This is a genomic window from Streptomyces sp. NPDC004327 (genome assembly GCF_042873935.1).
Classification (GTDB): Bacteria; Actinomycetota; Actinomycetes; order Streptomycetales; family Streptomycetaceae; genus Streptomyces.
Genome location: NZ_JBIAME010000005.1, coordinates 370297 through 394493, shown reverse-complemented (window position 1 = coordinate 394493; position 24197 = coordinate 370297). Strand labels below are relative to the sequence as shown.

The following is a 24197-nucleotide window of genomic DNA, read 5'->3' as shown; positions in this document are numbered from 1 at the left end:
GGGTCGAGCGCCTGACACCCCGTCAATCCCCGTGGCCGACCACCGGGCCACCCCACACCGGCCGCCCTGGAGGCCCGTCGATGCGCCGCTCCGTCAGCTCTCTCCTCGCCCTGTCGGCCGCGCTGGTCGCCCTGCTCGCCGGGCCCCAGGCCGCGCCCGCGCGGGCCGCCGCCGGCCACCGGCCCGTCATCCTCGTCCACGGCTACAACGCCGACCCGGGGGTGTGGGGCAGTCTCGACGCCAGGCTCCGGGCCGCCGGGTACGCCGACGGCGAGATCTTCCGCTGGGGCTACGACACCCACCAGTCCGTCAACGAGGTGCTCGCCGGCCGCTTCGCCGCGTACGTGGACGACGTGCGCCGCCGCACCGGAGCCGACCGCGTCGACATCGTCGCCCACTCCTACGGCAGCCTGCCCACCCGCTGGTACGTGAAGTACGGCGGCGGCACCGCCACCGTCGCCCACTGGATCTCCCTCGCCGGACCCAACCACGGCACGAGCGTCGCCTGGGCCTGCGCCCTGTGGGACCAGGCCTGCCGCGACATGAGCCCCGGCAGCTGGGTGCAGAACCGCCTCGCCGAGGGCGACGAGACCCCCGGCCCCGTCGCGTACACCACCTTCTGGTCGAACTGCGACGAGGTGATCAACCCCGACGACAGCGTGCCGCTCACCGGCGCCGACAACCGCCCGGCCGGCTGCCTCAAGCACAACGCGCTGCTCACGGACGACGGGGTCGCGCGGGGCGTCCTGGCGGCACTGGCGTGACCGCCGGCCACCGGGTGACGGTCGTCCGCGCCTGCCTGCGGGACGGCGGCGGTGGCGACGGTACGGGTGGCGGGGACGGTACGGGCGGCAGCCCGACGGCCGTCGTCCTGGAGGACGGGCCGCCGCTGACCGACGCGCAGCGGCGCCGGGTACCCGGCGCCGCCGGCACCTCGCACGCCGTCTTCGTCCGCCGCGCCGGCGACCTCACCGACCTGCGCTTCTTCACCTCGGCGGGCGAACTTCCCGCCTGCGGCCACGGCACGGTCGCCGCGCTCGCCGTCCTCGCGCCCGGCCGGGTCACGCTCCGGGCCGGCGGGCGCGTCTTCACGGGCCGTGCCGAGCACCACGGCGAGCGGATCGCGGCCGCCTTCGATCCCGGCCCCGTCACCTTGAGGGGCGCGACGGAGGAGGAGTGTGCGCTGGTCCTGGCGGCCCTTGGCCTCAGGCCGGGGGATATCGGATCCGATGTGCGGGATGGTGGCTCCCGGGTGCGGGATATCGGATCCAGTGCCCAGGATTTCGGATCCGGCGCGGGTGATGCTGGATCCAATATCCGCGATGCTGGATCCAATATCCGGGATACCAGATCCCGTACATGGGATCTCGGATCCGATATCCGAGTCGCGGGCGTCGGCCGCGCACGCATCCTGGTCCCCGTCCCCACCCGCACCGCCCTCGCCGCCCTCACCCCCGACCTCGACCGCCTCCGCGCCGCCTGCGACCGTCTCGGCCTCCTCGGCGCGTACGTCCACTCCGCGCCCACGCCCGGAGGCCGGCTCGCCGCCCGGATGTTCGCCCCGTCGATCGGCGTCCCCGAGGACATCGCCAACGCCAACAGCACCGCCTGCCTCGCCGCCCACCTGGCCGGCCGCGGCATCACGGCCGTCTCCGTCGACATGGGCGACTCGCTCGGCAGTCCCGCCACCATCACGGCCACCACCGGCCCCGGCCGCACCGTCGAACTGGGCGGCACGGCCGAGATCCTGACGGACCGACGGACCGACGGACCGACGGACTGGCTGACGGGTTGCCGGGCTGACTGACCGACTGACGCACCGGCGGGCCTGCCTCAGAGGCCGACGTCCCGTGCCCGCAGGTCCTCCAGCGTCTCCCTGCGCACCAGCAGCCGGCTGTTCCCGCCGGACACCGCCACCACCGGCGGGCGGCCCACGAGGTTGTACGAGGAGGCCATCGACAGGTGGTAGGCGCCGGCCGCCGGAAGGGCGAGCAGGTCGCCCGGGTGGACGTCGGCGGGCAGCGGGACGTCCTCGGCGAGGACGTCACCGGCCTCGCAGTGCCGGCCGACCACGGTCGCCCGCATCGGGGCCGCGCCGGACCGGCGTCCGATGAGCCGGGGCGCGTACCGGACCCCGTACAGCGCGGGCCGCGGGTTGTCGCTCATGCCGCCGTCGACGGCGACGAAGACGCGCTCGGGCGTGGTCTTCACGGCGAGGACGCGGTAGACGGCGATTCCGGCGGGGCCGGTGATCGCCCGGCCGGGTTCGACGATGAGGCGGGGGACGGGCAGTCCGGCGTGGGCGCAGCTCTCGACGAGTTCGGCGCGGACGCGGCGGGCCAGGGCCGGGAGGTCGAGGGCGGGGTCGCCGGGGCGGTAGGGGATGCCGTGGCCGCCGCCGAGGTCCAGCTCGGGCAGCACGACGCCGTGCGCGTCGCGGGTCCTGGCCATCAGGCCGACGAGCCGGCGCACCGCCACCAGGTAGGGCTTGACGTCGGTGATCTGCGAGCCGAGGTGGCAGTGCAGGCCGGTGAGCCGCAGCCGCGGCTGGCCGAGGACGCGGGCGACGGCGTGCTGGGCGTGGCCGTCGCGCAGGGAGAGCCCGAACTTCTGGTCGTCGGAGCCGGTGCGGATCTTGGCGTGGCCGCCGGCGCTGATGCCGGGCGTGACCCGCAGCATCACCTTCTGCTCGTCGCCCGGGCCGACGGCGGCGGCGATCCGGGCGATCTCGGCCGGGCTGTCGATGACGATCCGGCCGACGCCGAGCCGGAGGGCGGTCCGCAGGTCGTCGGGGGACTTGGCGTTGCCGTGCAGCAGGATCCGCTCGGCCGGGAAGCCGGTGGTGACGGCGAGTTCCAGCTCGCCCGCGGAGCACACGTCGAGGCCCAGGCCCTCCTCGTCGACCCAGTGGGCGAGGGCGCGGCACAGGAACGCCTTGGCGGCGTAGTGGACGTCGGCCTCCGGGAAGGCGTCGCGGTAGGCGCGGCAGCGGGCGCGCACCTCGTCCTCGTCCAGGACGTAGACGGGCGTGCCGTGGCCTTCGGCGATCTCGTCGAGCGCGACCCCGCCCACTTCGAGCCGCCCGTGGGGGCGTTCGACGGTGGAGGCGGGCCAGACGGACGCGGGGCCGTCGGCGGGGCGGGGAGCGGTGAACGGCGGCAGGGCGGTGACGGTCATCGCGTTCACCGGGCCGCGACGGGCAGCGGCCGAAGGGGCTGTCCGGAAGGCGGGCCGAGGTGCCTCGGGCCGGGCGCCGTGAGCGTCGGGTCGACGGTCAGCGTCTCGACGCCGAGGGGCCGGACCAGGGCCCGCAGGGCGGGTTCGGCGAGCGCCGTCCACGGCTGGTCGGCGCCGAGGACGGCCCGTAGCCGCGCGGGCGTGGTGAACGCGACCGCCGTGCGGACGCCGGGCGGGGTGCGGAAGAGCCGGGCCGCGCAGCCGTGGGCGACCGGCCGGACGGGCACGCAGAGCCGTCCGGCCGGGACCTGTTCGCAGGGCTCGGGATCGTCTCCGTACAGGGTGTGGGTCATGGTGGTGCCTCCCCGGGAACGTGCGCCCCGGCGCCGTTCGCGCCGGGGCTCCGCTCCCGAAGCTATGCCCGTGCCCCGCCCGTCGGGGACCCGTCCTGACGGGCCCCTGACGGCGTCTTGACGATATTCGTCCGGTCAGGGAACGAGGCGGACGACCTGCGGGTCGTGGTCGCTGGCCTGGTCGGCGAACTCGCTGTTGACGTGGACGATGTCGTAGTCGTACGAGGTCAGCGCCGGGCTGGTGAGGATGTGGTCGAGGGCCTGGGAGTTGCCCTGGTACACGTACGTGTAGCGCTCGGCGGCCGGCAGGCTGTTGATGAGCGGGGTGAGGACGCCGCCGGCGGTCAGCTTGGTGACCGTGTTCGAGAACTCGAAGTCGTTGAGGTCGCCGACGACGACCACCCGGGCGGACGGCTGCACGGCGAGCACCTGCTTGACGAACGCGTTCACCTGGTCGGCCTGCTGGCCGCGCTGGGTCTCCGAGGAGCGGGCCGGCGGCTGGTCGCGGGCGTAGAGGGGCTGGTCGCCGCCCTTGGAGGTGAAGTGGTCGGCGACCACGAAGACCGTCTTGCCCTGGAAGGTGAACTCGCCGACGAGCGGCTTGCGGCTGGCGTTCCAGGCCGAGTGGGACGGGTTGATCCGGCCGGGGGAGACGGACAGGGCCGCGGTGCCGCCGTTGCCGACGACGGAGACGGCGGTGGTGGAGGTGCCGCCGGGGCGGTCGGTGAAACCGACCCGGGCCGGGTTGTAGAGGAAGCCGACGCGGATGTTGCCGCCGGGCTCGCCGCCGTCCTGGTCGTCGACCGGTTTGATCTGGCGGTAGGCGTAGGCGGGGCCGCCGGCCGCCTGGACGGCGGCGATCAGCTTGGCGTAGGTCTGGTCCGCGGCGACGACGCCGTTGTCGGTGGCGCCGTTGTTGTCCTGGACCTCCTCCAGGGCCACGACGTCGGGCGAGGCGAGGTTGCGGACGATGCCTGCGGCCAGGCGGTCGAACTTGGCCTGCGGGTCGGTCGGGTCGAGGTTCTGCACGTTGTACGTGGCGACGGCCAGCTCGTTCGCGTTCTGCGCCCGGGTGGTCTCCGGGGCGAGGACGTTGTCGGTGAGGGAGCCGAGGGTGGTGGCCTGGATGCCGTAGCCGCCGAAGTCGTCGTAGTCGAGCGGGCCGGCGGTGGTACCGGAGAGCACGTCGCCGACGTCGGCGACGGGGAAGGCGGTGGAGAGCAGCGACTCGACCTTGACCCGGCCGCCGTTCTGGGAGGCGTACGAGCCGTAGCCGGTGCCGCCGCGCGGGGTCGCGTGCTCGTTCGGGTCGGCGGTCACGAAGAGCTCGTTGTAGCTGTTCGAGGCGCCGACGACGCGGGCGTCGGTGACCTGGACGCGCATGCCCTCCAGGGACTCGTACAGGTCGAGGGCGTAGGTGGCGGGAGCGAGGGTGAGGTTCTCGATCGAGCCGCCGGCGGCGTCGGGCGCGTAGGCGTCGGGGACCGAGGCGGCGTCGAGGGTGAAGGCGGCGGGGAGGGCGTTGCCGGTGGAGAGGGTCGAGGTGATCGACGCGGAGGTCAGCTCGGTGAGGGACTGGCCGCCGCCGGCCGTGCCGCCGGGGTAGTACTCGGAGACCGTGCCGCGGACCGTGATCCTGTTGCCCACCTTGGTGGAGGGGGTGGTGGATCCGGTGTAGACGAACAGGGCCTCACTGGTGGCCGCGTTGCCGTCGCCGATCGGATCCTGGATCCAATATCCACGAGACGTTCCGGTGGAGCGGATCGCCGTCACGATGCCGGTGACGCTCACGCTCTGGTTGTTGTAAGGCGATATCCGCTTGGTGCCCTGCACGGCGGCGATGGAGACGGTCGCGGCGCTGGCGGTGGTGGGCAGGGCGAGCACGCCGGCGGTGAGTGCGCCCGTGACGGCGACGGCGGCCGACAGGGTGAGGCGGCGCCGGGACGTGCCGGAGGGATGACGGGAGGTCATGGGGGTGCCTTTCGCGAGCGGTTGCGGACGGATCGCGGACCGGGCGGTGGGCGTCTGGGGGAACGCGCCGCGGCGGCAGGGCAGTTGTAGTGGCGGAGGATGTCGCCGGGGGAACCGGAAGGTGTGCGACGCGTGTCACTTCTACGCGCGTCGCACAGTCTCGCCGAAATGTCGTGTCCCTGCCACCACTGAAGGCGGGGTCCGTTCCCGCCCGGATTCCCGGGATCACCCCGAACCGCACCGCCGGACCTGGCACGCTTGCCGTCGTGACGTACGTCGTGACCGTGGAAACGTGCATACCGGACGGCGCCCCCGAGCTCGACGACCTCGGGCAGGTCGGGGCCGCCGTCCTCCTGGAACGCGGCTTCGGCTCCGTGGCCGGCGCCGAAGGACCCGACGGCGTGGAGGTGGACGTCTTCGACATGGCCGTCGGCGCCCACCCCGGCGGCGCCGTGCTCACCGTGAGCGTCGCCGCGCCGACCCTGGAGGCCGCCGAGGAGGCCGTCGGCGCCGTGACCCAGGAGGTCCTCGACCGGGCCGAACAGCTCGCTGGCTGGCTGGTCGTGAGCAGCGAGGTCAGGCTCCACGCCGAGCGCGCCCGGGAGAGCCTCGCCGCCGCCGACGGGCCCGACGCCCCGCCCAGCGACCCCGCCCTCCGCCGGGCCCGGCACGCCGCCCGCCCCGGCACGGCCGGAGCCCCCGGCACTCCCGGCGTCCCTGGCGCCGGAAATGCCGGGGACGGCTGGATCCCCGACGACGACATCGTCGAGGAGAACCCCGACCCCGAGGCCGAACTGCGGGCCATGGCGCCCCGGCTGCGCGCCTTCGACCCGGCCGTCTTCGCCGCCGCCCCCGAGACCGCCGCACTCGCCGCCGGCGCCCTCGTGCACGCCGCCGAGGTGCTCATCGACGAGCTCTACGACGACGTGCAGGCCCTCGCCGAGGAGGACACCGACGTCGCCGCCTGCCAGGGGCACCTCTGGCACCTGGACCGGCTGCCCGCCCGGCACGCGGCCCGCTACGACGAACTCTTCGCCCGCCGCTTCCTGGTGACCGCCGTCGCCCTCACCACCCGCTTCACCGACGGCAGTTTCCGCCGCCTCGGCTGCCCCGCCGAGGAATGGGTCGCCCGCCTCCTGCTCGAACAGGCGCGCATCGCCCTCGACCTGTACGGCCTCCTCGACGAGGCCGTCACCGCCGCCCTGGAGCGTTTCGCGGAGCGGGTCGACGAGGACCGGGCGCACCGGCAGGCCGGCGGGTCCGGCAGCTGGTTCACCCCGTTCGGCACGGACCGGTACGTGCATCCGTACGCCGTCGACGCCTACCCGGACGGCGGCCCCGGCCCCGACGCGGACCCCGGACCGGGTCCGGAGGGGCGGGCCGGGGGCCGCAGCGAGGAGTGCTCCGAGGAGACCGAGGGCGCCTGACCGGCGGCCGGGGCCGCGGCTCGGGCCGCGGCCCCGGGCGGGTCAGCTCGACAGCTCGCCGAACATCCCCGGCTCGTACGAGCCGCCCTGCTGCCGCGCGATCACCCCCAGCCGGTTGGCCGCGTTGACCTGGGCGACCAGCGACACGAGGGCCGCCGTCTGGTCGTCGTCGTAGTGCTTGCGCACCTCGGCCCAGGTCTCGTCGGACACGCCCGTGCCCGCGTCCGCGAGCCGGGTGCCCTCCTCGGCCAGCGCGAGCGCGGCCCGCTCCGCCTCGGTGAACACCGAGGACTCGCGCCACGCCGCCACCAGCCCCAGCCGCACCGGGCTCTCCCCGGCCGCCGCGGCGTCCTTGACGTGCAGGTCCAGGCAGAAGCCGCAGCCGTTGATCTGGCTGATCCGCACCGACACCAGCTCCTGCGTGGGCTTCGGCAGCGCCGACTGCGTGATCACCAGGCTCGCGTTGCCGAACCGCTTGCCGAACCGGCCGCCGACCTCGTTGGCCATGATGTTGAAACGGGGTTCCATCGCAAAGTCCTCACCTGTGGCGGAAATCTTCCGGACAGCGGCTTCCGCGCCGTCCGGTCACGAGACGCCGCCGCCCCCGATCCCGTGACACGGCCCGTCGTGTGACCTGGGCCACTGCTCCGGAGTGTCACGAAGCGGCGCCCGGCGGCGTCCTGTGCGCGTGGCACCGACAGCAGCGCACGGACACGACCGGCACGGACACGACCGGCACGGACACGACCGGCACGGACACGACCGGCACGGGCAGGACCGACACGGACAGGAGCGACCGGTGAGGAACGAGGACCACGCGCGCGAGGACGGCCCCGGCGGCCGTACGGACGAGGCGACCGACACCTTCGTCACCCACCGCAACCTCCTGTTCACCGTCGCCTACGAGATGCTCGGCTCGGCCGCCGACGCCGAGGACGTCCTGCAGGAGGCCTGGCTCAAGTGGGTGGGCGTCGACCTCGCCGCCGTACGCGAGCGGCGCGCGTACCTCGTCAGGATCACCACCCGGCTCGCCCTCACCCGGCTGCGCACCCTCGCCCGCCGCAAGGAGTCCTACGTCGGCCCCTGGCTGCCCGAGCCGCTGCTCACCGCGCCCGACGTCGCCGAGGACGTCGAACTCGCCGACAGCGTCTCCATGGCGATGCTCCTCGTCCTGGAGACCCTTTTGCCGACCGAACGCGCGGTGTTCGTCCTGCGGGAGGTGTTCGGGCTCGACTACGACGAGATCGCCGAGGCCGTCGACAAGACCCCGGCCGCCGTCCGCCAGATCGCCCACCGGGCCCGCGCCCACGTCGCCGCGCGCCGCCCGCGCGGCACGGTCTCCCCGGCCCAGACCCAGGGCGCCCTCGACGCGTTCCGGAAGGCCGTCGAGACCGGCGACCTCCAGGGCCTGTTCGACCTCATCGCGCCCGACGTGGTCCTGCTGACCGACGGCGGCGGAGTCGTGCGGGCCGCGCTCGAACCCGTCGTCGGCGCCGAGGCCGTGGTCGCCGTCCTCGCCCGGATCGCCGCCGTCGCCACCCTGCGGCCCGCCCGGATCAACGGCTGCCCGGCGCTCGTCGTCGACATCGACGGCGAGCCCGACAGCGTCATGGCGATCCGCATCGACGACGGCCTGGTCACCGGCCTGTACGCGGTGCGCAACCCCGAGAAGCTGTCCCGGATCGGCGAGGAGGCGCCCCTCGGCCGCTGAGTCCGGCCGGCGGGCCCCGGCGGTAGGCTCGGTGGAGCCGCCGGGTGCAGAGGAGAGACAGTGTTCGTGAAGGTGTGCGGGCTCGCCACGACCGCCGACATCGACGTGGCCGTCGAGGCCGGCGCCGACGCGGTCGGCCTGGTGATCAGCGGGACCAGCGTCCGCGGTCTGGAGCGGGAGCACGCGGCGCGGCTCGCCGCGCACGCCCCGGCCGGCGTGCTGTCCGTCCTCGTCGTCAACGACACTCCCGCCGTGCGGGCCGCCGAGCTCGCCCGCGAACTGGGCGTCGGCGCCCTCCAGCTGCACGGCGGCCACTACGGCGCCGAGGACTTCGCGGCGGCCGCCCTCGTCTTCCCGCGGCTCTGGCGGGCCACCTCCCTCAAGGAGCGGCCCGACACCCGCGTCGGCGCCCACGGCGAGGAGGTCCTGCTGCTCGACTCGCCCCGCGCCGGCTCCGGCGCCCGCTGGGACCTGTCGCTGCTCGACTCGGCCCGCCCCGAGGGGACCTGGCTCCTCGCCGGCGGCCTCGCCCCCGAGAACGTCGCCGCGGCCATCGCGCAGGCCCGCCCCTGGGGCGTCGACGTGTCCAGCGGCGTCGAGTCGGCGCCGGGCGTGAAGGACCCCGACCGGATCCGCGCCTTCGTCGCCGCGGCGAAGGCCGCCGCCTGACCGCGCTCGCGGAGGCCGTTGTCAGACCCTCCCGATAGCGTGCGCGGGAGAAGACAGTTCCGCACTCGCTCCGGGGGTATCGACCGTGGACATCCTGCTCGTCGCCGGCCTGTGGCTCGACGGCTCCGCCTGGGACGACGTCGTGCCCGAGCTCACCGCGCTCGGCCACCGTCCCGTGCCGCTCACCCTGCCCGGCCAGGGGGACGGCGCCGCCTCCGCGACGCTCGACGACCAGCTCGCGGCCGTGCTCGCCGCCGTGGACGCGGCCGACGGCAAGATTGTGGTGGTGGGCCACTCGGCCGCGGCGAGCCTGGCCTGGCTGGCCGCCGACGCGCGCCCGGAGAAGGTGGCCAAGGCGGTCCTGATCGGCGGCTTCCCCGCCCCCGACGGCCGGGCCTACGCACCGTTCTTCCCGTGCCGGGACGGCGTCATGCCCTTCCCCGGCTGGGACCCCTTCGAGGGACCGGACGCCGCCGACCTCGACCAGGAGACCCGGGACCGCCTCGCCGCCGCCGCGCTCCCCGTCCCCGAGGCGGTCGCCACGGGCGTGGTGCGCCTGACCGACGAGCGCCGCTTCGACGTGCCCGTCGTGCTCGTCTGCCCCGAGTTCACGCCCGCCCAGGCCAAGGAGTGGATAGCCGCCGGCGAGAGCCCCGAGCTCGCACGGGCCGCCCGCGTGGAGTACGTGGACATCGACTCGGGCCACTGGCCGATGACCACCCGCCCCCGAGAACTCGCCCGCGTCCTCGCCGAGGCGGCGACCGACTAACGGCGCCCGCGGATCCCATCCGCCCTTCGTGCCCGGCGGCGCGACGCGCCACCGGGCACGAAGGGGATTCCGGAAGGGTCCGGCTACCTCACGACGCCGAGCGACGCGTAGTCGTACTGGCCGCTGTAGGCACCGGCCGTGTAGACGTTGGTCAGTCGCGAGCTGCGCCAGATGATGTTCTTCTCGTAGGTGAAGGGCAGGTAGAGCGCGTCCTCCGAAACCTTCGTGTTGATCTGCTTGTAGATCTCGCCGGCCTTGGCCGGGTCGGTCTCCTTCAGCGCCTTGTCGAACAGGCCGTTGACGGCCGGGTCGTTCAGCTCGGAGAAGTTGTAGTTGGCGCTCTGCAGGATGAAGCGGCCGTCCACGAGCGGCTGCAGATAGCCCTGGCCGGTCGGGAAGTCGGCGCCCCAGCCCTGGATGATGATGCCGTAGCCCTTCTCCTTCACCACCTTCGGCGAGCCGATGATGCCGGCGGTCTGGGCGCCGTCGTAGGCGTCGATCTGGGCGTCGATGCCGACGGCCTTCAGCGAGTTCTGCAGCGACTCGGCGGTGGCGATCTCGATCTTCTTGTTGTTGCGGACCGCGATCGTGGTCTTGAAGCCGTTCGGCTTGCCGCACTTCTTCAGGGCGTCCTTGGCCTTGGCCAGGTCCGGGGCGCCGGAGAGCTTGCCGTACGGGTCGGCCTTGGGGTCGGCGCCCTTGATGGCCGGCGGAAGCATGTTGGGGGCGATGTCGCCACCGGCCTGCGGGCCGCCACGGGCGGTCTGCAGCGACTTGGAGTCGGCCGCGTAGATGATGGCCTTGCGGCACTCGATGTTCGGGATGACCGTCTGCGGGAAGACCGCGTACCGGATGAAGCCGGTCTGCGGGTTGTCGACGTTCTCCTTGTGCTGCTGCAGCACCTTCTGGCGGGCCGCGGCGCCGACACCGGTCGCGTTGAGGTCGAGGTCGTACTCGCCCTCGACCAGACGGTTGTCCATGTCGTCGGCGTTCGTGGTGAACGTGACGCTGATCTTGTCCGGCAGGGCCTTGCGGACCGAGTCCGACTTCGGGTCCCACTTGTCGTTGCGGACGAGCTTCAGCGACTTGCTCGGAGTGTACGAGTCCCACTTGTACGGGCCCGAGGAGAACGGGTGCAGACCGTACTGGCCCTTGGTGTCCTTGTCCTGGCGGACCGGAGACGCGGCCGGCATGGCCAGCATCTGCAGGAAGTCACCGTTGGCGACCGGCAGCTTGAAGACGATCGTCTTGTCGTCCGGCGTCTGGATGGCGCTCAGGCCGAGCTTGTCCGGGGCGGTGTCCTTGTACGGACCCTTGTACTCGCCCTTGGGGTCGAGGACCCGCTGCAGATAGACCGGGCCGCCGGAGATGACGTCCTGCGCCCAGATGCGCTCGATGCCGTACTTGACGTCCTTGGAGGTGATCGGCTTGCCGTCCTCCCACGTCACCCCGTCCTTCAGCGTGAACGTGTAGGTCAGACCGTCCGCCGAGACCTTGCCCGTGTCGGTCGCGAGGTCCGGCACCGGCTCGGTGGAGCCGGTCCCGGGCACGGGCTTGAAGGTGACCAGTTGGCGCGCGTAGAAACGGGAGAAGTTCCACACGAAGGTGTAGTAACCGCGCTGCGGGTCCCAGGAGTCGGCCTCCTGCGCACCGATGAACTTCAGCTCGCCGCCCTTCTTGGCGGAGGGGCTGGCGATCTGGTTCACACCCGCGTTGAAGCCGGGACCGCCCTTGCCCTTGTCGCCACCGCCGCCGGCGCCGCCCCCACAGGCGGTGGTGACGACCATCGTGGCCGCCGCGAGCAGCGCACCCGCGGCGACTCTGCGCCTCTGGGAGCCGTTCAGAGCCATGTCGTGCAACCTCCGAAGTAGTGGCGGCCGTCGTGCGGTGATCCGCCGTTGGATGAAGTGCCCCCTGCCGACAGCGGCAGGGGGCGGCCTTGCGGGGGAGCGGAGTACGGTGAACGAGAGCCCTTCGGGGCGCACGCGTCACGTCACGCCGACCCCGAAGAGGTTGAACGCAAGCACGGTAATGAAGATCGCGGGGCCAGGGAAGATCAGGAGCACAGGACCGTGCCCGGCAGGACGCCGAAGAGGCCCCGCCGGCGGTAGTCCAGCACCAAGTGGCGTGACTCCTAGGCGGAGTTGTCGCCCTGCTCCGGGTCCCGGTCGGCCACCCAGTGCCAGAAGTCGACCATCATCCGCTCGTAGCGGATGCCGAACTCCAGGGCCTCGCGCTGGCCGCGGGTGAGCAGTTCGCCCACCGACGCGGCCAGCGACTCGTACGCGTCCAGGGTGCGGGTGTGCTCGGTGATCTGGACCGGGGCGTGGGTCCCGGGGCTCGCACCGAACCAGAGCTTGAGGATGCCGCGTTCGCGCGCCTCGACCGGGACGAAGGCCGGGTCGTCGAGCCAGCCGCGCAGCGCCCGCGCGCCCTGCTCCGTCACCCGCATGAGCCGCCGGTTCCGCCCGCCCTCGCGCCGCACCTCGGCCAGCAGTCCCGCCTGAAGGAGCCGGTCGCACTGCGCGTACACCTGGGCGTGCGGCACGGACCAGAACGGCGCGACCGTGCGCGCGGCCTCGATCTTCACGTCGTACGGGCTTGCCTCGCCCAGTTTGTCGATGATGCCGAGCACCAGGAAGGAGGGCGTGGTCAACCGAACGTCAGGCATGCCGCGACCGTACACGCAGCGCGCGCCCCCGGGCCGTGCCTACGCGGCGGCGGCCGCCGCCCGGTGACGGAGCCAGAGCAACTGACCCGAGACGCCCGTCGCGAACAGTCCGGCGACCAGGCCGATCAGACAGAGAGCGGCCCCGGACGACCAGTCGACGTCACCGCCGTGCACGACGAGCAGCACCGCGACCACGAGCGAGACGACCGGGACGGCGAGCAGGGCCGGGCGGATGCGGGCCAGATCGTCCTCGGCGAGCGAGCCGAGCACGCCGACACCGAGCGCGAGCGCCCACACGCCGAGGCCCTGCGCGTCGGCGCGGCTCACCTGCCACGGCACCAGCGCGCCCCAGAAGCCCGGTGCCGCGAGCAGCCCCGCGCCGATCCCGAACCAGCCCGCGCCGAGCAGCGCGAGCGGCGGCTTCGTCCAGCCGGGCAGCGGCGCGGTCCGCTCGGCCGGCCCGGGCGCCGGGGCGGGCATCCGGTACTGGAGTGCCAGGCACACCACCGCCCCGAGCGCGAGCAGCGCCAGCGTCGCCACCCAGCCCAGGCTGAACATGACGACGAGGATGGGCCCGCCGGTCGCCACCCGCAGCTCGCCGCCGTTGACCAGCGACACCGTGAACAGCCCGACGAGGACCACCGCCAGCGGCCAGACCAGGGTGCGGACCTCCTCCCAGGTGCCGGCCCGCCCGACGGTGAGCAGCGCGGGCGCCGTGCCGAGCATGGCCGCCCCGAGCAGCCCGGGGCTCAGCGCCGAGGGCGAGGTCCAGGGGCCGGCCGCGTGGCCGGCGACAGCGGCGACGACGAGCAGGGCGCCGACGGCGATGCTGACCAGGGCCACGGCCGTGCTCAACATGACGATTCCCGCGGTGAGTTCACGACCGCCGCCTGTCGTCGTCCGATCCGTGCGCTCGCTCATGGGGCTCCTTTACGGATGGGTCCGAGAGGTGCGGGCCGGCGCCGGTACCGCCGCGGCGGACCGCCCTCTGCGGGCCGCCTCCCGCCCGTACAGCACGCGCAGGCTGATCACCGCATGGGCGCCGAAGGCCAGGAAGCCGCACCCGATCCCCGCCCCCGCGACCAGCGCCGTCAGCGCGTCGAGACCGAGGGAGCGCTCGCACACGACGGCCGTGGCCGCCGAGAACGCGGGCGCCAGGCACAGCGCGAGCAGGTGGGCGCGCCACTCCTCGCGCGCCCACACCGCGCCCCGCCGCCCCGCCCGCACGGCGCGCAGGTGCAGGGCCGCGATGACCACGCAGTACGGGAGGAGATACGCGAGCAGCAGCCGGCGCCCCTCGGTGCCGTGGTCCAGGAAGCCGCGCGCGAGCCACACCAGGCCGGCCGCGCCGGCCGCGTATCCGGCGGCGAGCACCGGCCACGGGTACCAACCACCGGAGACGAAGGGGTGGTTGTCGCGCCGGTCCAGTGCGCGCGAGGCGAGCAGCGCGCCGAACACCACGAGCAGGCCGAGATGCATGATCGCCACACGGTTGACGTCCTGGAGCGGGAGCCCCGGGTAGAGCACGGGCAGCGCGCCCCACTCGATCCGCAGCAGCGGCGCGGTCATCAGGTAGCCGTAGCCGAGCAGCATCCACCGCTGGTGCAGCTCCGGCAGACCGGTGACGGCGGTCAGGACGCCGAAGGTGACGCTGAAGACCGTGCCGAGCAGGATCGTCGCGAGCACGATCCAGAACGCCGCCCCGCTGAACGCCTCCTCGGGCCGGGTCCGGACCAGATAGAGCGCGGCGCCCGCCATCGACACGTACACGACGGCCGCGTACGCGATGCCGAGCGCGCGGTGCAGCCGGATCCGCCGCCGGACCGCCGTGAGCAGCTGCGCCGGGCCGAGCAGCATCAGCAGCCCGCCGAGCACCGAGTGCAGGACGAGCGGCAGCAGGCTGCGGGTGTACGGGCCCATCCGGTCGCGGACCGCGGCGGCCACGTACTCGGGCGAGACCGACCGGCCGAGCAGCCACTCGCCGAACGCGGGCGCGCCGGGCCGCGCGTACGGCCAGAGCTCGGTCATCGCGATCGGGGCGTAGACGAGACAGACCGCCGTGACGGCGACGGCGGCGGCCCGGCCCCAGCGATGTGCGGTGGCGCGTGGCATCACGACTCCCTCGATAGTCCTTTCTGGACTATCGAGGAAGGTAAGGGCAACCCCCGCCCCGGTCAATGCCCTCGAACGAGCGTTACCGGCACGGGGGTTGGGCGGGGCGTCAGCGCAGCGGCACGGATCTTCACGATCGAGCCTCAAGCGCGCCGGACGGACGGGTGTTCGCTGATCCAGCGGGCGGCGACCAGTCCTGACACCGCGGTGAGGACGGCCGCGGCGACGATCGTGGCGTTCAGGCCGAGGAGGTCGGCGAGGACGCCCGCGACGAGGGCGCCGGCCGCGTAGCCGATGTCGCGCCAGAAGCGGTACGTGCCCAGGGCGCCGGCGCGCCAGGCCGGGTGGGCGTGGTCGGAGACGGAGGCGATGAGCGCCGGGTAGACCATCGCGGTGCCGAGGCCCAGGAACACGGCCGACAGGACGCCGGCGAGCAGTGGGCGGTCGAGCAGGAGGAGTGCGAGGACGAAGCCCACGGACTGGACGAGCATGCCGGTGACGATCAGCGGCTTGCGGCCGACGCGGTCGGCGAGGTGGCCGGTGGGGATCTGGCCGAGGCCCCACAGCAGCGGGTAGAGGCCCTTGATCAGGCCGATGGCCGCGAAGCCGAGGCCGTGCTCGGTGAAGAGCAGCGGGAAGACGCCCCAGGTCAGGCCGTCGTTGAGGTTGTTGACGAGGCCGGCCTGACTGGCGCCGCGCAGTGAGCGGTCCCGCCACGAGGTGCGGACGAAGGTCTCCCGCAGGCCCGGCTGCCCGGCGGCCTCCTTGGTCACCCCGGCGGCCGGCGGCGCCGGGTGCTGGGAGAGTTCGAGGGCGACGTGCGCGGCGGTGTCCCGGACGACCAGGGAGAGGCCGAGCCCGGCGGCCACGAAGACGACGCCGATGAGCTCGGGCACGGGCCGCAGCCCGTAGACGGTGGCGAGGTAGCCGGTGAGCAGGGCGGTGGCGCCGAGGGCCGCGTATCCGGCGGCCTCGTTGAGCCCGGTGGCCAGGCCCCGGCGGGCCGGGCCGACCAGGTCGATCTTCATATTGACGGTCATCGACCAGGTCAGCCCCTGGTTGGCGCCGAGCAGCACGTTCGCCGCCACGATCCAGCCCCAGGACGGCGCGTACGCGAGCACGAAGGGCACCGGGACGCCGATCAGCCAGCCCGTGAGCAGCAGCTGCCGGCGGCGGAACCGTGCGGTCAGGGCCCCGGCGGCCAGATTGGTCAGGGCCTTGGTGACGCCGAACGCGATGATGAACGAGAAGACGGCGAGATCGCTGCGGAGCCCGAAGACCTCGGTCCCGATGAGCGGAACCGTGGTCCGCTCCAGGCCGACCAGCCCGCCCACCGCCGCTGTGACGATCACCAGCAGCGCGAACTGCGCCCGGTTCTCGCGCAGCCCCAAACGGACCTGTTCCATCGTCGAACCTCTCATCTACAATATTCCATGGATTTATGGAGGATTGCATGCCGGAGAACGAGAAGGCCAACCCGAAGGCTGACCTGTACGAAGCCTTCGCCGTCAGCGGCAAGGCGCTGGCCAGCGGAAAGCGCCTGGAACTGCTCGATCTGCTCGCCCAGGGCGAACGCACCGTCGACGCCCTCGCCAAGGCGTCCGGGCTCAATCTGACGACCGCCTCGGCCCATCTGCAGACCCTCAAGCAGGCCGGCTTCGTCACCACCCGCCGCGAGGGCGTCCGCATCCACTACCGCCTCGCCGGAGACGACGTCGCCCGGCTGTTCGCGCTGCTGCGCAAGGTGGCCGAGACCCATCGGGCCTCCGTCGCGGCCGCCCGCGACGCCTATCTGGGTGGCGGGGGCGAGGGTGCCGGGGACGAAGCCGTCGAGGTCGGCCGCGAGGAGCTGATCGCGCGGGCCGAGGCCGGCGAGATCGTCGTCCTGGACGTGCGTCCGGCCGAGGAGTACCTGGCCGGGCACATCCCGGGCGCCCTGTCGATCCCGGTCGGTGAACTGCCGGGCCGTGTCGACGAGTTGACCGACGACCGCGAGATCGTCGTGTACTGCCGCGGCGAGTACTGCGTGCTCGCGTACGACGCCGTACGGCTCCTGGGCGAGCGAGGGCGCCGGGCCGTGCGGCTCAACGACGGGATGCTCGAGTGGCGGCTCGCGGACCTCCCGGTGGCGGAGGGGTGACGGCCCGGAGGGCTCTGGATACCCCTAGGGGTATTTGACGGCGACGGGAGGGCGGAGCTACGGTCGAGGTCAGATACCCAGGGGGGTATGAAGAGTCGTCCTCTCGGGCCTACGCGACCCCTACACAACGGAGATCCGCCGTGTTCTTCAGCCAGTACTACCTCGACTGTCTCTCCCAGGCGTCGTACATGATCGCGGACGAGACCACCGGTCAGGCCGTGGTCGTCGACCCCCGCCGGGACGTCTCCGAGTACCTCGCCGACGCCCGCGCCCACGGCTTCACCGTCGTCGGCGTGATCAACACCCACTTCCACGCCGACTTCGTCGCCGGGCACCTGGAGATGGCCGACGAGACCGGCGCCTGGATCGGCTACGGCCGCCGCGCCGAGACCGAGTACCCCATCCGCAAGCTCGCGGAGGGCGAGCGCATCGCGCTCGGCGACGTCGTGCTGGAGATCATGGAGACCCCCGGCCACACCCCGGAGTCCGTCAGCGTCCTCGTGTACGAGCACGCCGCCGACCCCGTCCCGTACGGCGTGCTCACCGGCGACGCCCTCTTCATCGGCGACGTCGGCCGACCCGACCTGCTCGCCTCCTCCGGCGTCACCGCCGAGGAGCTCGGCGCGATGCTCCACGACAGCGTCCAGCGCAAGCTCATGGGCCTGCCCGACGCGGTCCGGGTCTTCCCCGCGCACGGCGCCGGATCCGCCTGCGGCAAGAACCTGTCGACGGAGAAGCAGTCCACGATCGGCGAGCAGCGCGCCACCAACTACGCCTGCGCGCCCATGAGCCGCGAGGACTTCGTCGCGATCGTCACCGCCGGCCAGTCCGCCGCGCCCGGCTACTTCGCGTACGACGCCGAACTCAACCGCAAGGACCGCGCCCGCTACGACGGCGGCGCCGGCCCGCGCCCGCTGCGGATCGCGGACTTCGCCGCCCTGCGGGAGAGCGGCGCGGTCGTGGTCGACGCCCGCGACCCGCAGGAGTTCGCCGCCGGACACTTCCGCGGCGCCGTCAACGTGCCCGCCGACGGCCGCTTCGCCGAACAGGCCGGCACCGTCCTCGACCCGGCCGCCGAGCTGGTCGTCGTCGCCCCGCAGAACCGCGAGGACGAGATCGTCACCCGCCTCGCCCGGATCGGCTTCGACCGCGTCGCCGGCTACCTCCTCGGCCCCGACGACGCCCTCGTCGCCCTCGCCGACCAGGTCACCCCGGCCAGCCGCCTCACCGTCGCCCAGCTCGGCGCCGCACTGACCGGCGACAACCCGCCGCTGGTCGTCGACGTCCGCACCGAGGGCGAGCGCGAGGCCAACGGCTTCATCGCCGAGGCGCTGCACATCCCGCTGGCCGAGCTGCCCGCCCGACGGGCCGAACTGCCCACCGACCGCCCGCTCGTCGTGCACTGCGCCGGCGGCCACCGCTCCGCGATCGGCAGCAGCCTGCTGCGCCACCACGGCTTCGCGGACGTCTCGGACCTGCTGGGCGGGTACACGGCGTGGGCGCTGGTCGGAGCGGCGTAGCCGATTCGCGGCCGCCGGCCGCGGAGGGAGCCGGGGGCCGTGGAGGCCCGACGCGAAGGTGGGCGACGGCCCACCCGGGGGCGGACCGCCCCGCCGCCGTCACCGCCCCCCGCCGCCGCCCCGCCCGTAGACTGCTAAGGGGCACGCGCGCGCGTCCGGAGGTCGTGGTGACCGGTTCCGCCGAGGTCTTCGCCGGTCTGGCCGCCGAGAACCGGCGGCTGCGGGCCGAGGCCGCACGACGGCATCTGACCGATCTGGCGACCGGAATCCTCGCGGCCCAGCTGGGGCTGTCCACGGTGGACGCGGGCGAGCACCTGACCGCACTCGCGCACGCGACCGGGCTGTCCGTGGAGGACCTCGCGGCGGACGTCGTCAACGGGGTCGCGGGCCCCGGCGACCCGCGCGTCGCGCCGGTCGAGGCCCCGCCCGCGCTCGCCCGCCGGCTGCGCCGTACCGCCGCTGCCGCCGAGGTCGCCGACGATGCGCGGGACGCGGCCCGCACCCTGCTGGTGACCGGCCTCGCCCCGCTCGGCGCCGACAGCCTGTGGCTGTGGCGCGGCACCGAGGCCGGAGGGATGCGGCTCGTCGGGCACGCGGGGGTCGGCGCGGCGGAGGCCACGGCGTGGCAGTGGATCCCGCCGGCCGCGCCCGAGCCCTTCCGCGCGGCCCTCGCCGACGGCGCCCCGGTGTGGCTGGAGGAAGGGCCCGAGGCCCGTGATCCGGCCCCGCGTCCGGGCACCGCCCGGGCCGTCCTGCCGCTGCGCCGGCGCGCGGCGACCGTCGGGGTGGCGCTGGTCGGATGGCCCGGTCCGGTCGCATTCGATCCGGGGCTGCGGCGGGCGGTGAGCGGGCTGATGGAGGTGGCGGTGGCGGTGCTGGACCGGCCGGAGGACGTCGGGGCCGGGGCGCCGGTGCTCGTCGACGTACTGGATGCGCTCGCGCATCCGGGAATGCTCGTGCGGGCCGATCCGACGACCGGGGCGCTCCTGGCGGAGCACGTCAACGAGGCGGTGGCCACGGCGGTCGGCGGGGCGGTGCCGGCGGACGACCGCTCGCTGGTACGGCTGTTCCCGCACGCGCACGGCGAGCTGGGCCGGCTCGTGCAGCGCGCCCGCCGCACCCGGCACCCGCAGCACGCCGCGCATCTGCCGACCGGCCGCGCGGCCGGCCCGCCGGGCCCGCTCCTTGACGTGCGGGTGGTGCCGGCGGGGCCGGAGCGGGCGGTCGTGGTGTGGCACACGGACGGCGATCCGGGGATCGCGACGGGCCGGGCGGTGGCCCGGCTGCAGAGCGTCGCGGCGTTCCAGGACAGCCTGACGGGCGGCGAGACGGTGTGGTCGGAGCAGGCGTACGGCATCTTCGGCATGCCGCGCGACGAGGCGCCGCTGCCGCTGCTCGCGCTGCGCGGCCGGGTCCACCGCGAGGACGGCGACGCGCTCACGGCGCTCCTGCACACCCTCACCGACCGCCGCTCCGGCGCCCAGACCGTGCTGCGGATCGTGCTGCCGGACGGTTCGGTGCGGCATGTGCGGGTGGCGGCGGAGCCGCTGCTCGAAGGCGACACGGTCACCGGCTTCGTCGGTGTCTACCAGGACGTCTCGGCGACCCGCCGCGCCGAGCTCGCGCTCACCGCGACCTTCGACCACCTCACCGCCGTCCGCGACCAGGCGGAACTGCGCCACCAGCTGGCCCTCCAGCTCCAGCAGGCGATCGTGCCCGAGGTCACGGCCCTGCGCGAGCTGCCCGGCGGCCTGACGGTCGCCGCCCGCTACCGGCCGGCCGCGGAGGAGTACCAGGTCGGCGGCGACTGGTACGACGTGCTGCCGCTGCCCACCGGCAAGGTCCTCGTCGCGGTCGGCGACATCGCCGGGCACGGCATCGACTCCGTCACCGGCATGGTCGCCCTGCGCAACGCCCAGCGCGCCCTCGCCTTCACGGGCCGCCCGCCCGGACAGCTGATGGGCTGGCTCAACGAGGTCACGCTGCGCACCGGAGCCGGCTCGACCGCGACGGCGGTGTGCGCGCTGTACGACCCCGACGACGGCGAACTCGTCTGGTCCAGCGCCGGCCATCTGCCGCTGCTCCTGCTCCGCGGCGGCCGGGCCCGGCTGCTCGAACCGCCGCAGGACATCCTGCTCGGCGCGGTGCCCTCGTACGCGTACGAGGAACGCCGCACCGCCCTGCGCCCCGGCGACACCCTGCTGCTCTACACCGACGGCCTGGTCGAGCGCCGCCACGACGGCCTCGCGGCCGGGCTCGGCCGGCTGGTCACGACCGCCGGACGGCTGGCGTCCGCCGGGAACCTGGAGCTGCTCGTGGACGGGCTGCTCGGCACGGCGATGGGCGACACCGACGACGACACCAGCATCGTCGCCGTCCGGGTGCGCCGCCCGGACGAGAAGCCCGGCCGGCCGGGCGAGAAGCCCAAGGGGGAAGACCAGGGACCCGGGGCAGAGCCGGTCAACTCCACAGACGCTGACGGATCTTGACCATCAGCTCCGTCTCGTCCACCGGTTTCGCGAGGTAGTCGTCCGCGCCCGCCTCCAGGGCCCGCGCCCGGTCGCCCGGCATCGCCTTCGCCGTCACCACGATCACCGGCAGCGCGGCGCGGCCGGGCAGCCGCCGGATCTCCTCGATGGCCTGGTAGCCGTCCATGCCGGCCATCATCACGTCCATCAGGACCAGCCGGACGTCCTCCCGGGCCTCGGCGAGCAGCTCGATGGCCCGCGGGCCGCTGTCGGCGGTCAGCACCCGCAGGCCGTGCGCCTCCAGGACCTGGGTGAGCGCGAAGACGTTGCGGGTGTCGTCGTCGACGACGAGGACGGTGGCGCCGCCGGGGCGGCCCGGGGCGGGCTCGGGCGCCGTCGCCGGCGCGTCGGCGACGGCGCCCGAGCCCGTCTCCGGCTCCGCCTCCGCGCCCGGGGCCGCCGCCCGCTCCGGCAGGTGGAAGGTGAAGCGGCTGCCCTCGCCCTGGGTGCTCTCCACCTCGATCGTGCCGCCGAGCAGCGTCGCGACCTCGCGGCTGATGGACAGGCCGAGCCCGGTCCCGCCGTATTCGCGCGCGGTCGTCCCGTCGCCCTGCTGGAACGCGTCGAAGATGTGCCGCAGCCGGTCCGGCGGGATGCCGACCCCGGTGTCAGCGACCCGGAACGCGAGCACCGGCCGCCCTTCGCGCAGCGCGGCGTCCCGCAGCGCCGCGGGGATCTCGTCCGGCGGGGTGTGCCCGACGGTGAGCGCGACCCGGCCCCGCTCGGTGAACTTCAGCGCGTTGGACAGCAGGTTGCGCAGCACCTGCCGCAGCCGGGCCTCGTCGGTGGTCAGATGGGCCGGTACGTCGGGGGCCACGGTCACCGTGAATTCGAGGCCGCGTTCGTCGGCGACGGGCCCGAACGTCGTCTCCAGGTACTCCAGGAGCTGCGCCAGCGCGAACGGCTCGCGCCGCACCTCCATCTTGCCCGCCTCCACCTTCGACAGGTCCAGGATGTCGTTGATCAGCTGGAGCAGGTCGGAACCGGCCGAGTGGATGACCTCCGCGTAGTCGACCTGCTTCTCCGTCAGGTTCCCCTCCGGGTTCTGGGAGAGCAGCCGGGCCAGGATCAGCAGGCTGTTGAGCGGGGTGCGCAGCTCGTGGCTCATGTTGGCGAGGAACTCGGACTTGTACATCGAGGCGCGCGACAACTGCTGGGCACGCGCCTCCAGTTCCTGCCGGGCCTGCTCGATGACCCGGTTCTTCGACTCGATGTCCTTGTTCCGCTCGGCGAGCAGCGCGGCCTGCTCCTGCAACTCGGCGTTCGAACGCTGGAGTTCCTGCTGCCTGGCCTGCAACTCCAGGGTGCGGGAGCGCAGTTCGTCGGCGAGGCTGCGGGACTGGGCGAGCAGCTCGTCGGTGCGCAGATTGGCCACCAGAGAGCTGAGCACCGCCCCTGCGCTCGCCACGAAGCGGTCGAGGAAGTCGCGCTGGAGCGCGCCGAAGGGCCGCAGGGAGGCGAGTTCGACGGCGCCGAGCAGCTGGTCCTCGACCACGATCGGCAGCACGACGAGCGCGGCCGGCTCGGCGTCCCCGACGGCCGAGGACACCGTCGCGTACCCCTCGGGCACCGGGTCGACGAGCAGCGTGCGCCGGTCCCGCGCGGCCTGCCCGACCAGCCCCTCGCCGAGCCGGAAGCGGCGCGGACGGCCGTGCGGGGCGGTGACCGCCTCGGTGACCGTGTCGGCGACCGGCAGCCCGTACGAGGCGGCCAGGGCGAGCACCGGACCCGGTGCCTCCCTGTGTCCCTCCCCGGCCTCCCCGCCTTCCCCGCCGTCTCCGGCCTCCGCGCCGTCCATGCCGTCCCCGCCCTCCCGGCCCTCCTCCACGACGAAGAACGCGCCGTACTGCGCCGAGACCAGCGGCGGCACCTCCGCCATGATCAGCTCGGCGATCTCGTCGAGCCCGCGGGTGCCCTGCAGCAGCGCGGTGATCCGGGCGAGGTTGGTCTGGAGCCAGTCCTGCTCCTCGTTGGACCGGGTCGTCGCGCGCAGCGACTCCACCATGGCGTTGATGTTGTCGCGCAGCTCGCCGACCTCGCCGGGCGCCTCGACGGCGATCGAACGGGTCAGGTCGCCCTCGGCGACCGCGCTGGTCACCTCGGCGATGGCCCGCACCTGGCGGGTCAGGTTCCCGGCGAGCTCGTTGACGTTCTCGGTGAGGCGCATCCAGGTGCCGGAGACGCCCTCCACCTCCGCCTGCCCGCCGAGCTTGCCCTCGGTGCCGACCTCGCGGGCCACCCGGGTCACCTCGGCCGCGAACGACGACAGCTGGTCGACCATCGTGTTGATGGTGGTTTTGAGCTCCAGGATCTCGCCGCGCGCCGCCACGTCGATCCGGCTGGTCAGGTCGCCCTGGGCGACCGAGGTGGTGACCTGGGCGATGTTGCGGACCTGGTTGGTCAGGTTGTCCGCCATCGAGTTCACGTTGTCGGTGAGGTCCTTCCAGGTGCCCGACACCCCGCGCACCCGCGCCTGCCCGCCGAGCTTGCCCTCGGTGCCGACCTCGCGGGCCACCCGGGTGACCTCCTCGGCGAAGGACGACAGCCGGTCGACCATCGTGTTGATGGTCTCCTTCAGCTCCAGGATCTCGCCGCGCGCGTCCACCCGGATCTTCTGCGTGAGGTCGCCGCGGGCGACGGCGGTGGCGACCTGGGCGATCGAGCGCACCTGCGAGGTCAGGTTGTCCGCCATCGTGTTCACGCCGGTGGTGAGCTCCTGCCACACGCCGCGCGCCCGCGGCTCGTGCACCCGCCCGCCCAGCAGGCCCTGCCCGCCGACCTCGCCGGCCACCCGGGTGACCTCGGAGGTGAGCAGCGACAGCCGGTCGACCATGTCGTTGTAGACGGTCGCGATCTCGGCCGGGAGCCCGCCGGGGCCCTCCGGGAGCCGGACGGACAGGTCGCCGTCCCGTACGGCGGTGAGCCCGGCGAGCAGCCGCCGCAGCGCGTCCTCGCCGGGAGGTGGCGTGCGCTCTGTCATAGAGGACCTCGTAACGGGAGGGGCGCCCTCCTCCTCGTCCACTCTAGGACCGGCCCGAGGCGGGGGCCTGCGGGAGCCGTCGCCGCCCACCGCGGGCACGTCCGAGCACGTGTACGTCCGCGTTCTCGGCGTTCGCGCTGCCGGCGGTCGTCGGCGAGGTGACACGGTT

The 24197-nt window shown here is 73.7% G+C and carries 19 protein-coding genes; 9 read left to right on the top strand and 10 right to left on the bottom strand.

What is annotated here, in order from left to right:
• Positions 1-80: 80 nt before the first annotated feature.
• Both ACFYU9_RS19500 and ACFYU9_RS19495 read left to right on the top strand, forming a co-directional pair.
• Positions 81-764: an esterase/lipase family protein gene (locus tag ACFYU9_RS19500; RefSeq protein ID WP_389345507.1), complete on the top strand. Its 684-nt coding sequence runs from the start codon at positions 81-83 to the stop codon at positions 762-764.
• Positions 761-1807 carry a PhzF family phenazine biosynthesis protein gene (locus tag ACFYU9_RS19495; protein ID WP_389345506.1) on the top strand — a complete coding sequence of 349 codons (1047 nt, stop codon included), beginning with the start codon at positions 761-763 and terminating at the stop codon, positions 1805-1807. The genes ACFYU9_RS19500 and ACFYU9_RS19495 overlap by 4 nt, the downstream gene beginning before the upstream one ends.
• 26 nt (positions 1808-1833) lie before the next feature.
• On the opposite strand, the gene lysA is transcribed toward ACFYU9_RS19495, so the two are convergent.
• From lysA to ACFYU9_RS19480, 3 genes are all read right to left on the bottom strand, one after another.
• Complete coding sequence (gene lysA / locus ACFYU9_RS19490) at positions 1834-3177, bottom strand: diaminopimelate decarboxylase (protein WP_389345505.1); 1344 nt, start codon at positions 3175-3177, stop codon at positions 1834-1836.
• A gap of 5 nt (positions 3178-3182) precedes the next feature.
• Entirely contained in the window at positions 3183-3530 is a 348-nt protein-coding gene (locus tag ACFYU9_RS19485) for an SAV_915 family protein (protein ID WP_389345504.1), read from the bottom strand.
• Between the two features lie 135 nt (positions 3531-3665).
• On the bottom strand, positions 3666-5501 hold the full coding sequence (locus ACFYU9_RS19480) for an endonuclease/exonuclease/phosphatase family protein (protein ID WP_389345503.1): 1836 nt from the start codon (positions 5499-5501) through the stop codon (positions 3666-3668).
• A gap of 266 nt (positions 5502-5767) precedes the next feature.
• Between ACFYU9_RS19480 and ACFYU9_RS19475 the strand changes: the two genes are divergently transcribed.
• The gene (locus ACFYU9_RS19475) at positions 5768-6928 is read left to right on the top strand and encodes a hypothetical protein (RefSeq protein ID WP_389345502.1); all 1161 of its coding nucleotides are present in this window, start codon (positions 5768-5770) and stop codon (positions 6926-6928) included.
• 42 nt (positions 6929-6970) lie between these two features.
• Here the strand turns inward: ACFYU9_RS19475 and ACFYU9_RS19470 are convergent, their stop codons facing one another.
• Positions 6971-7456 (bottom strand): carboxymuconolactone decarboxylase family protein, encoded by a 486-nt coding sequence (locus ACFYU9_RS19470; protein ID WP_389345501.1) that lies wholly within the window; start codon positions 7454-7456, stop codon positions 6971-6973.
• 271 nt (positions 7457-7727) lie between these two features.
• Here ACFYU9_RS19470 and ACFYU9_RS19465 point away from each other — a divergent pair, with 271 nt between their 5' ends.
• The 3 genes from ACFYU9_RS19465 to ACFYU9_RS19455 all read left to right on the top strand — a co-directional run bounded on the left by ACFYU9_RS19465 (position 7728) and on the right by ACFYU9_RS19455 (position 10077).
• Positions 7728-8639 (top strand): RNA polymerase sigma-70 factor, encoded by a 912-nt coding sequence (locus ACFYU9_RS19465; protein ID WP_389345500.1) that lies wholly within the window; start codon positions 7728-7730, stop codon positions 8637-8639.
• Between the two features lie 60 nt (positions 8640-8699).
• Entirely contained in the window at positions 8700-9308 is a 609-nt protein-coding gene (locus ACFYU9_RS19460; RefSeq protein WP_389345499.1) for a phosphoribosylanthranilate isomerase, read from the top strand.
• Positions 9309-9393: 85 nt separating this feature from the next.
• A complete protein-coding gene (locus ACFYU9_RS19455) occupies positions 9394-10077 on the top strand; it encodes an alpha/beta fold hydrolase (protein ID WP_389345498.1) in 684 nt (227 codons plus the stop codon).
• Positions 10078-10160: 83 nt separating this feature from the next.
• Here ACFYU9_RS19455 and ACFYU9_RS19450 read toward each other — a convergent pair whose 3' ends face one another.
• The 5 genes from ACFYU9_RS19450 to ACFYU9_RS19430 all read right to left on the bottom strand — a co-directional run bounded on the left by ACFYU9_RS19450 (position 10161) and on the right by ACFYU9_RS19430 (position 16266).
• Complete coding sequence (locus tag ACFYU9_RS19450) at positions 10161-11927, bottom strand: ABC transporter substrate-binding protein (protein WP_389345497.1); 1767 nt, start codon at positions 11925-11927, stop codon at positions 10161-10163.
• A gap of 284 nt (positions 11928-12211) precedes the next feature.
• Positions 12212-12748: a PadR family transcriptional regulator gene (locus tag ACFYU9_RS19445; RefSeq protein WP_389345496.1), complete on the bottom strand. Its 537-nt coding sequence runs from the start codon at positions 12746-12748 to the stop codon at positions 12212-12214.
• 39 nt (positions 12749-12787) lie between these two features.
• Positions 12788-13669, bottom strand: a complete 882-nt coding sequence (locus tag ACFYU9_RS19440) for a hypothetical protein (protein ID WP_389345495.1) — start codon at positions 13667-13669, stop codon at positions 12788-12790.
• 9 nt (positions 13670-13678) lie between these two features.
• Entirely contained in the window at positions 13679-14860 is a 1182-nt protein-coding gene (locus tag ACFYU9_RS19435) for a DUF2306 domain-containing protein (protein ID WP_389345494.1), read from the bottom strand.
• 143 nt (positions 14861-15003) lie between these two features.
• Positions 15004-16266 (bottom strand): MFS transporter, encoded by a 1263-nt coding sequence (locus ACFYU9_RS19430; RefSeq protein WP_389345493.1) that lies wholly within the window; start codon positions 16264-16266, stop codon positions 15004-15006.
• A 47-nt stretch (positions 16267-16313) separates the two neighbouring features.
• Between ACFYU9_RS19430 and ACFYU9_RS19425 the strand changes: the two genes are divergently transcribed.
• From ACFYU9_RS19425 to ACFYU9_RS19415, 3 genes are all read left to right on the top strand, one after another.
• Entirely contained in the window at positions 16314-17000 is a 687-nt protein-coding gene (locus ACFYU9_RS19425; protein WP_389207389.1) for an ArsR/SmtB family transcription factor, read from the top strand.
• A gap of 140 nt (positions 17001-17140) precedes the next feature.
• Entirely contained in the window at positions 17141-18520 is a 1380-nt protein-coding gene (locus ACFYU9_RS19420) for a rhodanese-like domain-containing protein (RefSeq protein ID WP_389345492.1), read from the top strand.
• Between the two features lie 167 nt (positions 18521-18687).
• Complete coding sequence (locus tag ACFYU9_RS19415) at positions 18688-21009, top strand: SpoIIE family protein phosphatase (RefSeq protein WP_389345491.1); 2322 nt, start codon at positions 18688-18690, stop codon at positions 21007-21009.
• Here the strand turns inward: ACFYU9_RS19415 and ACFYU9_RS19410 are convergent.
• Entirely contained in the window at positions 20981-24028 is a 3048-nt protein-coding gene (locus ACFYU9_RS19410) for a HAMP domain-containing protein (RefSeq protein WP_389345490.1), read from the bottom strand. The two genes, ACFYU9_RS19415 and ACFYU9_RS19410, sit on opposite strands and share 29 nt — an antisense overlap.
• Positions 24029-24197: the final 169 nt, after the last annotated feature.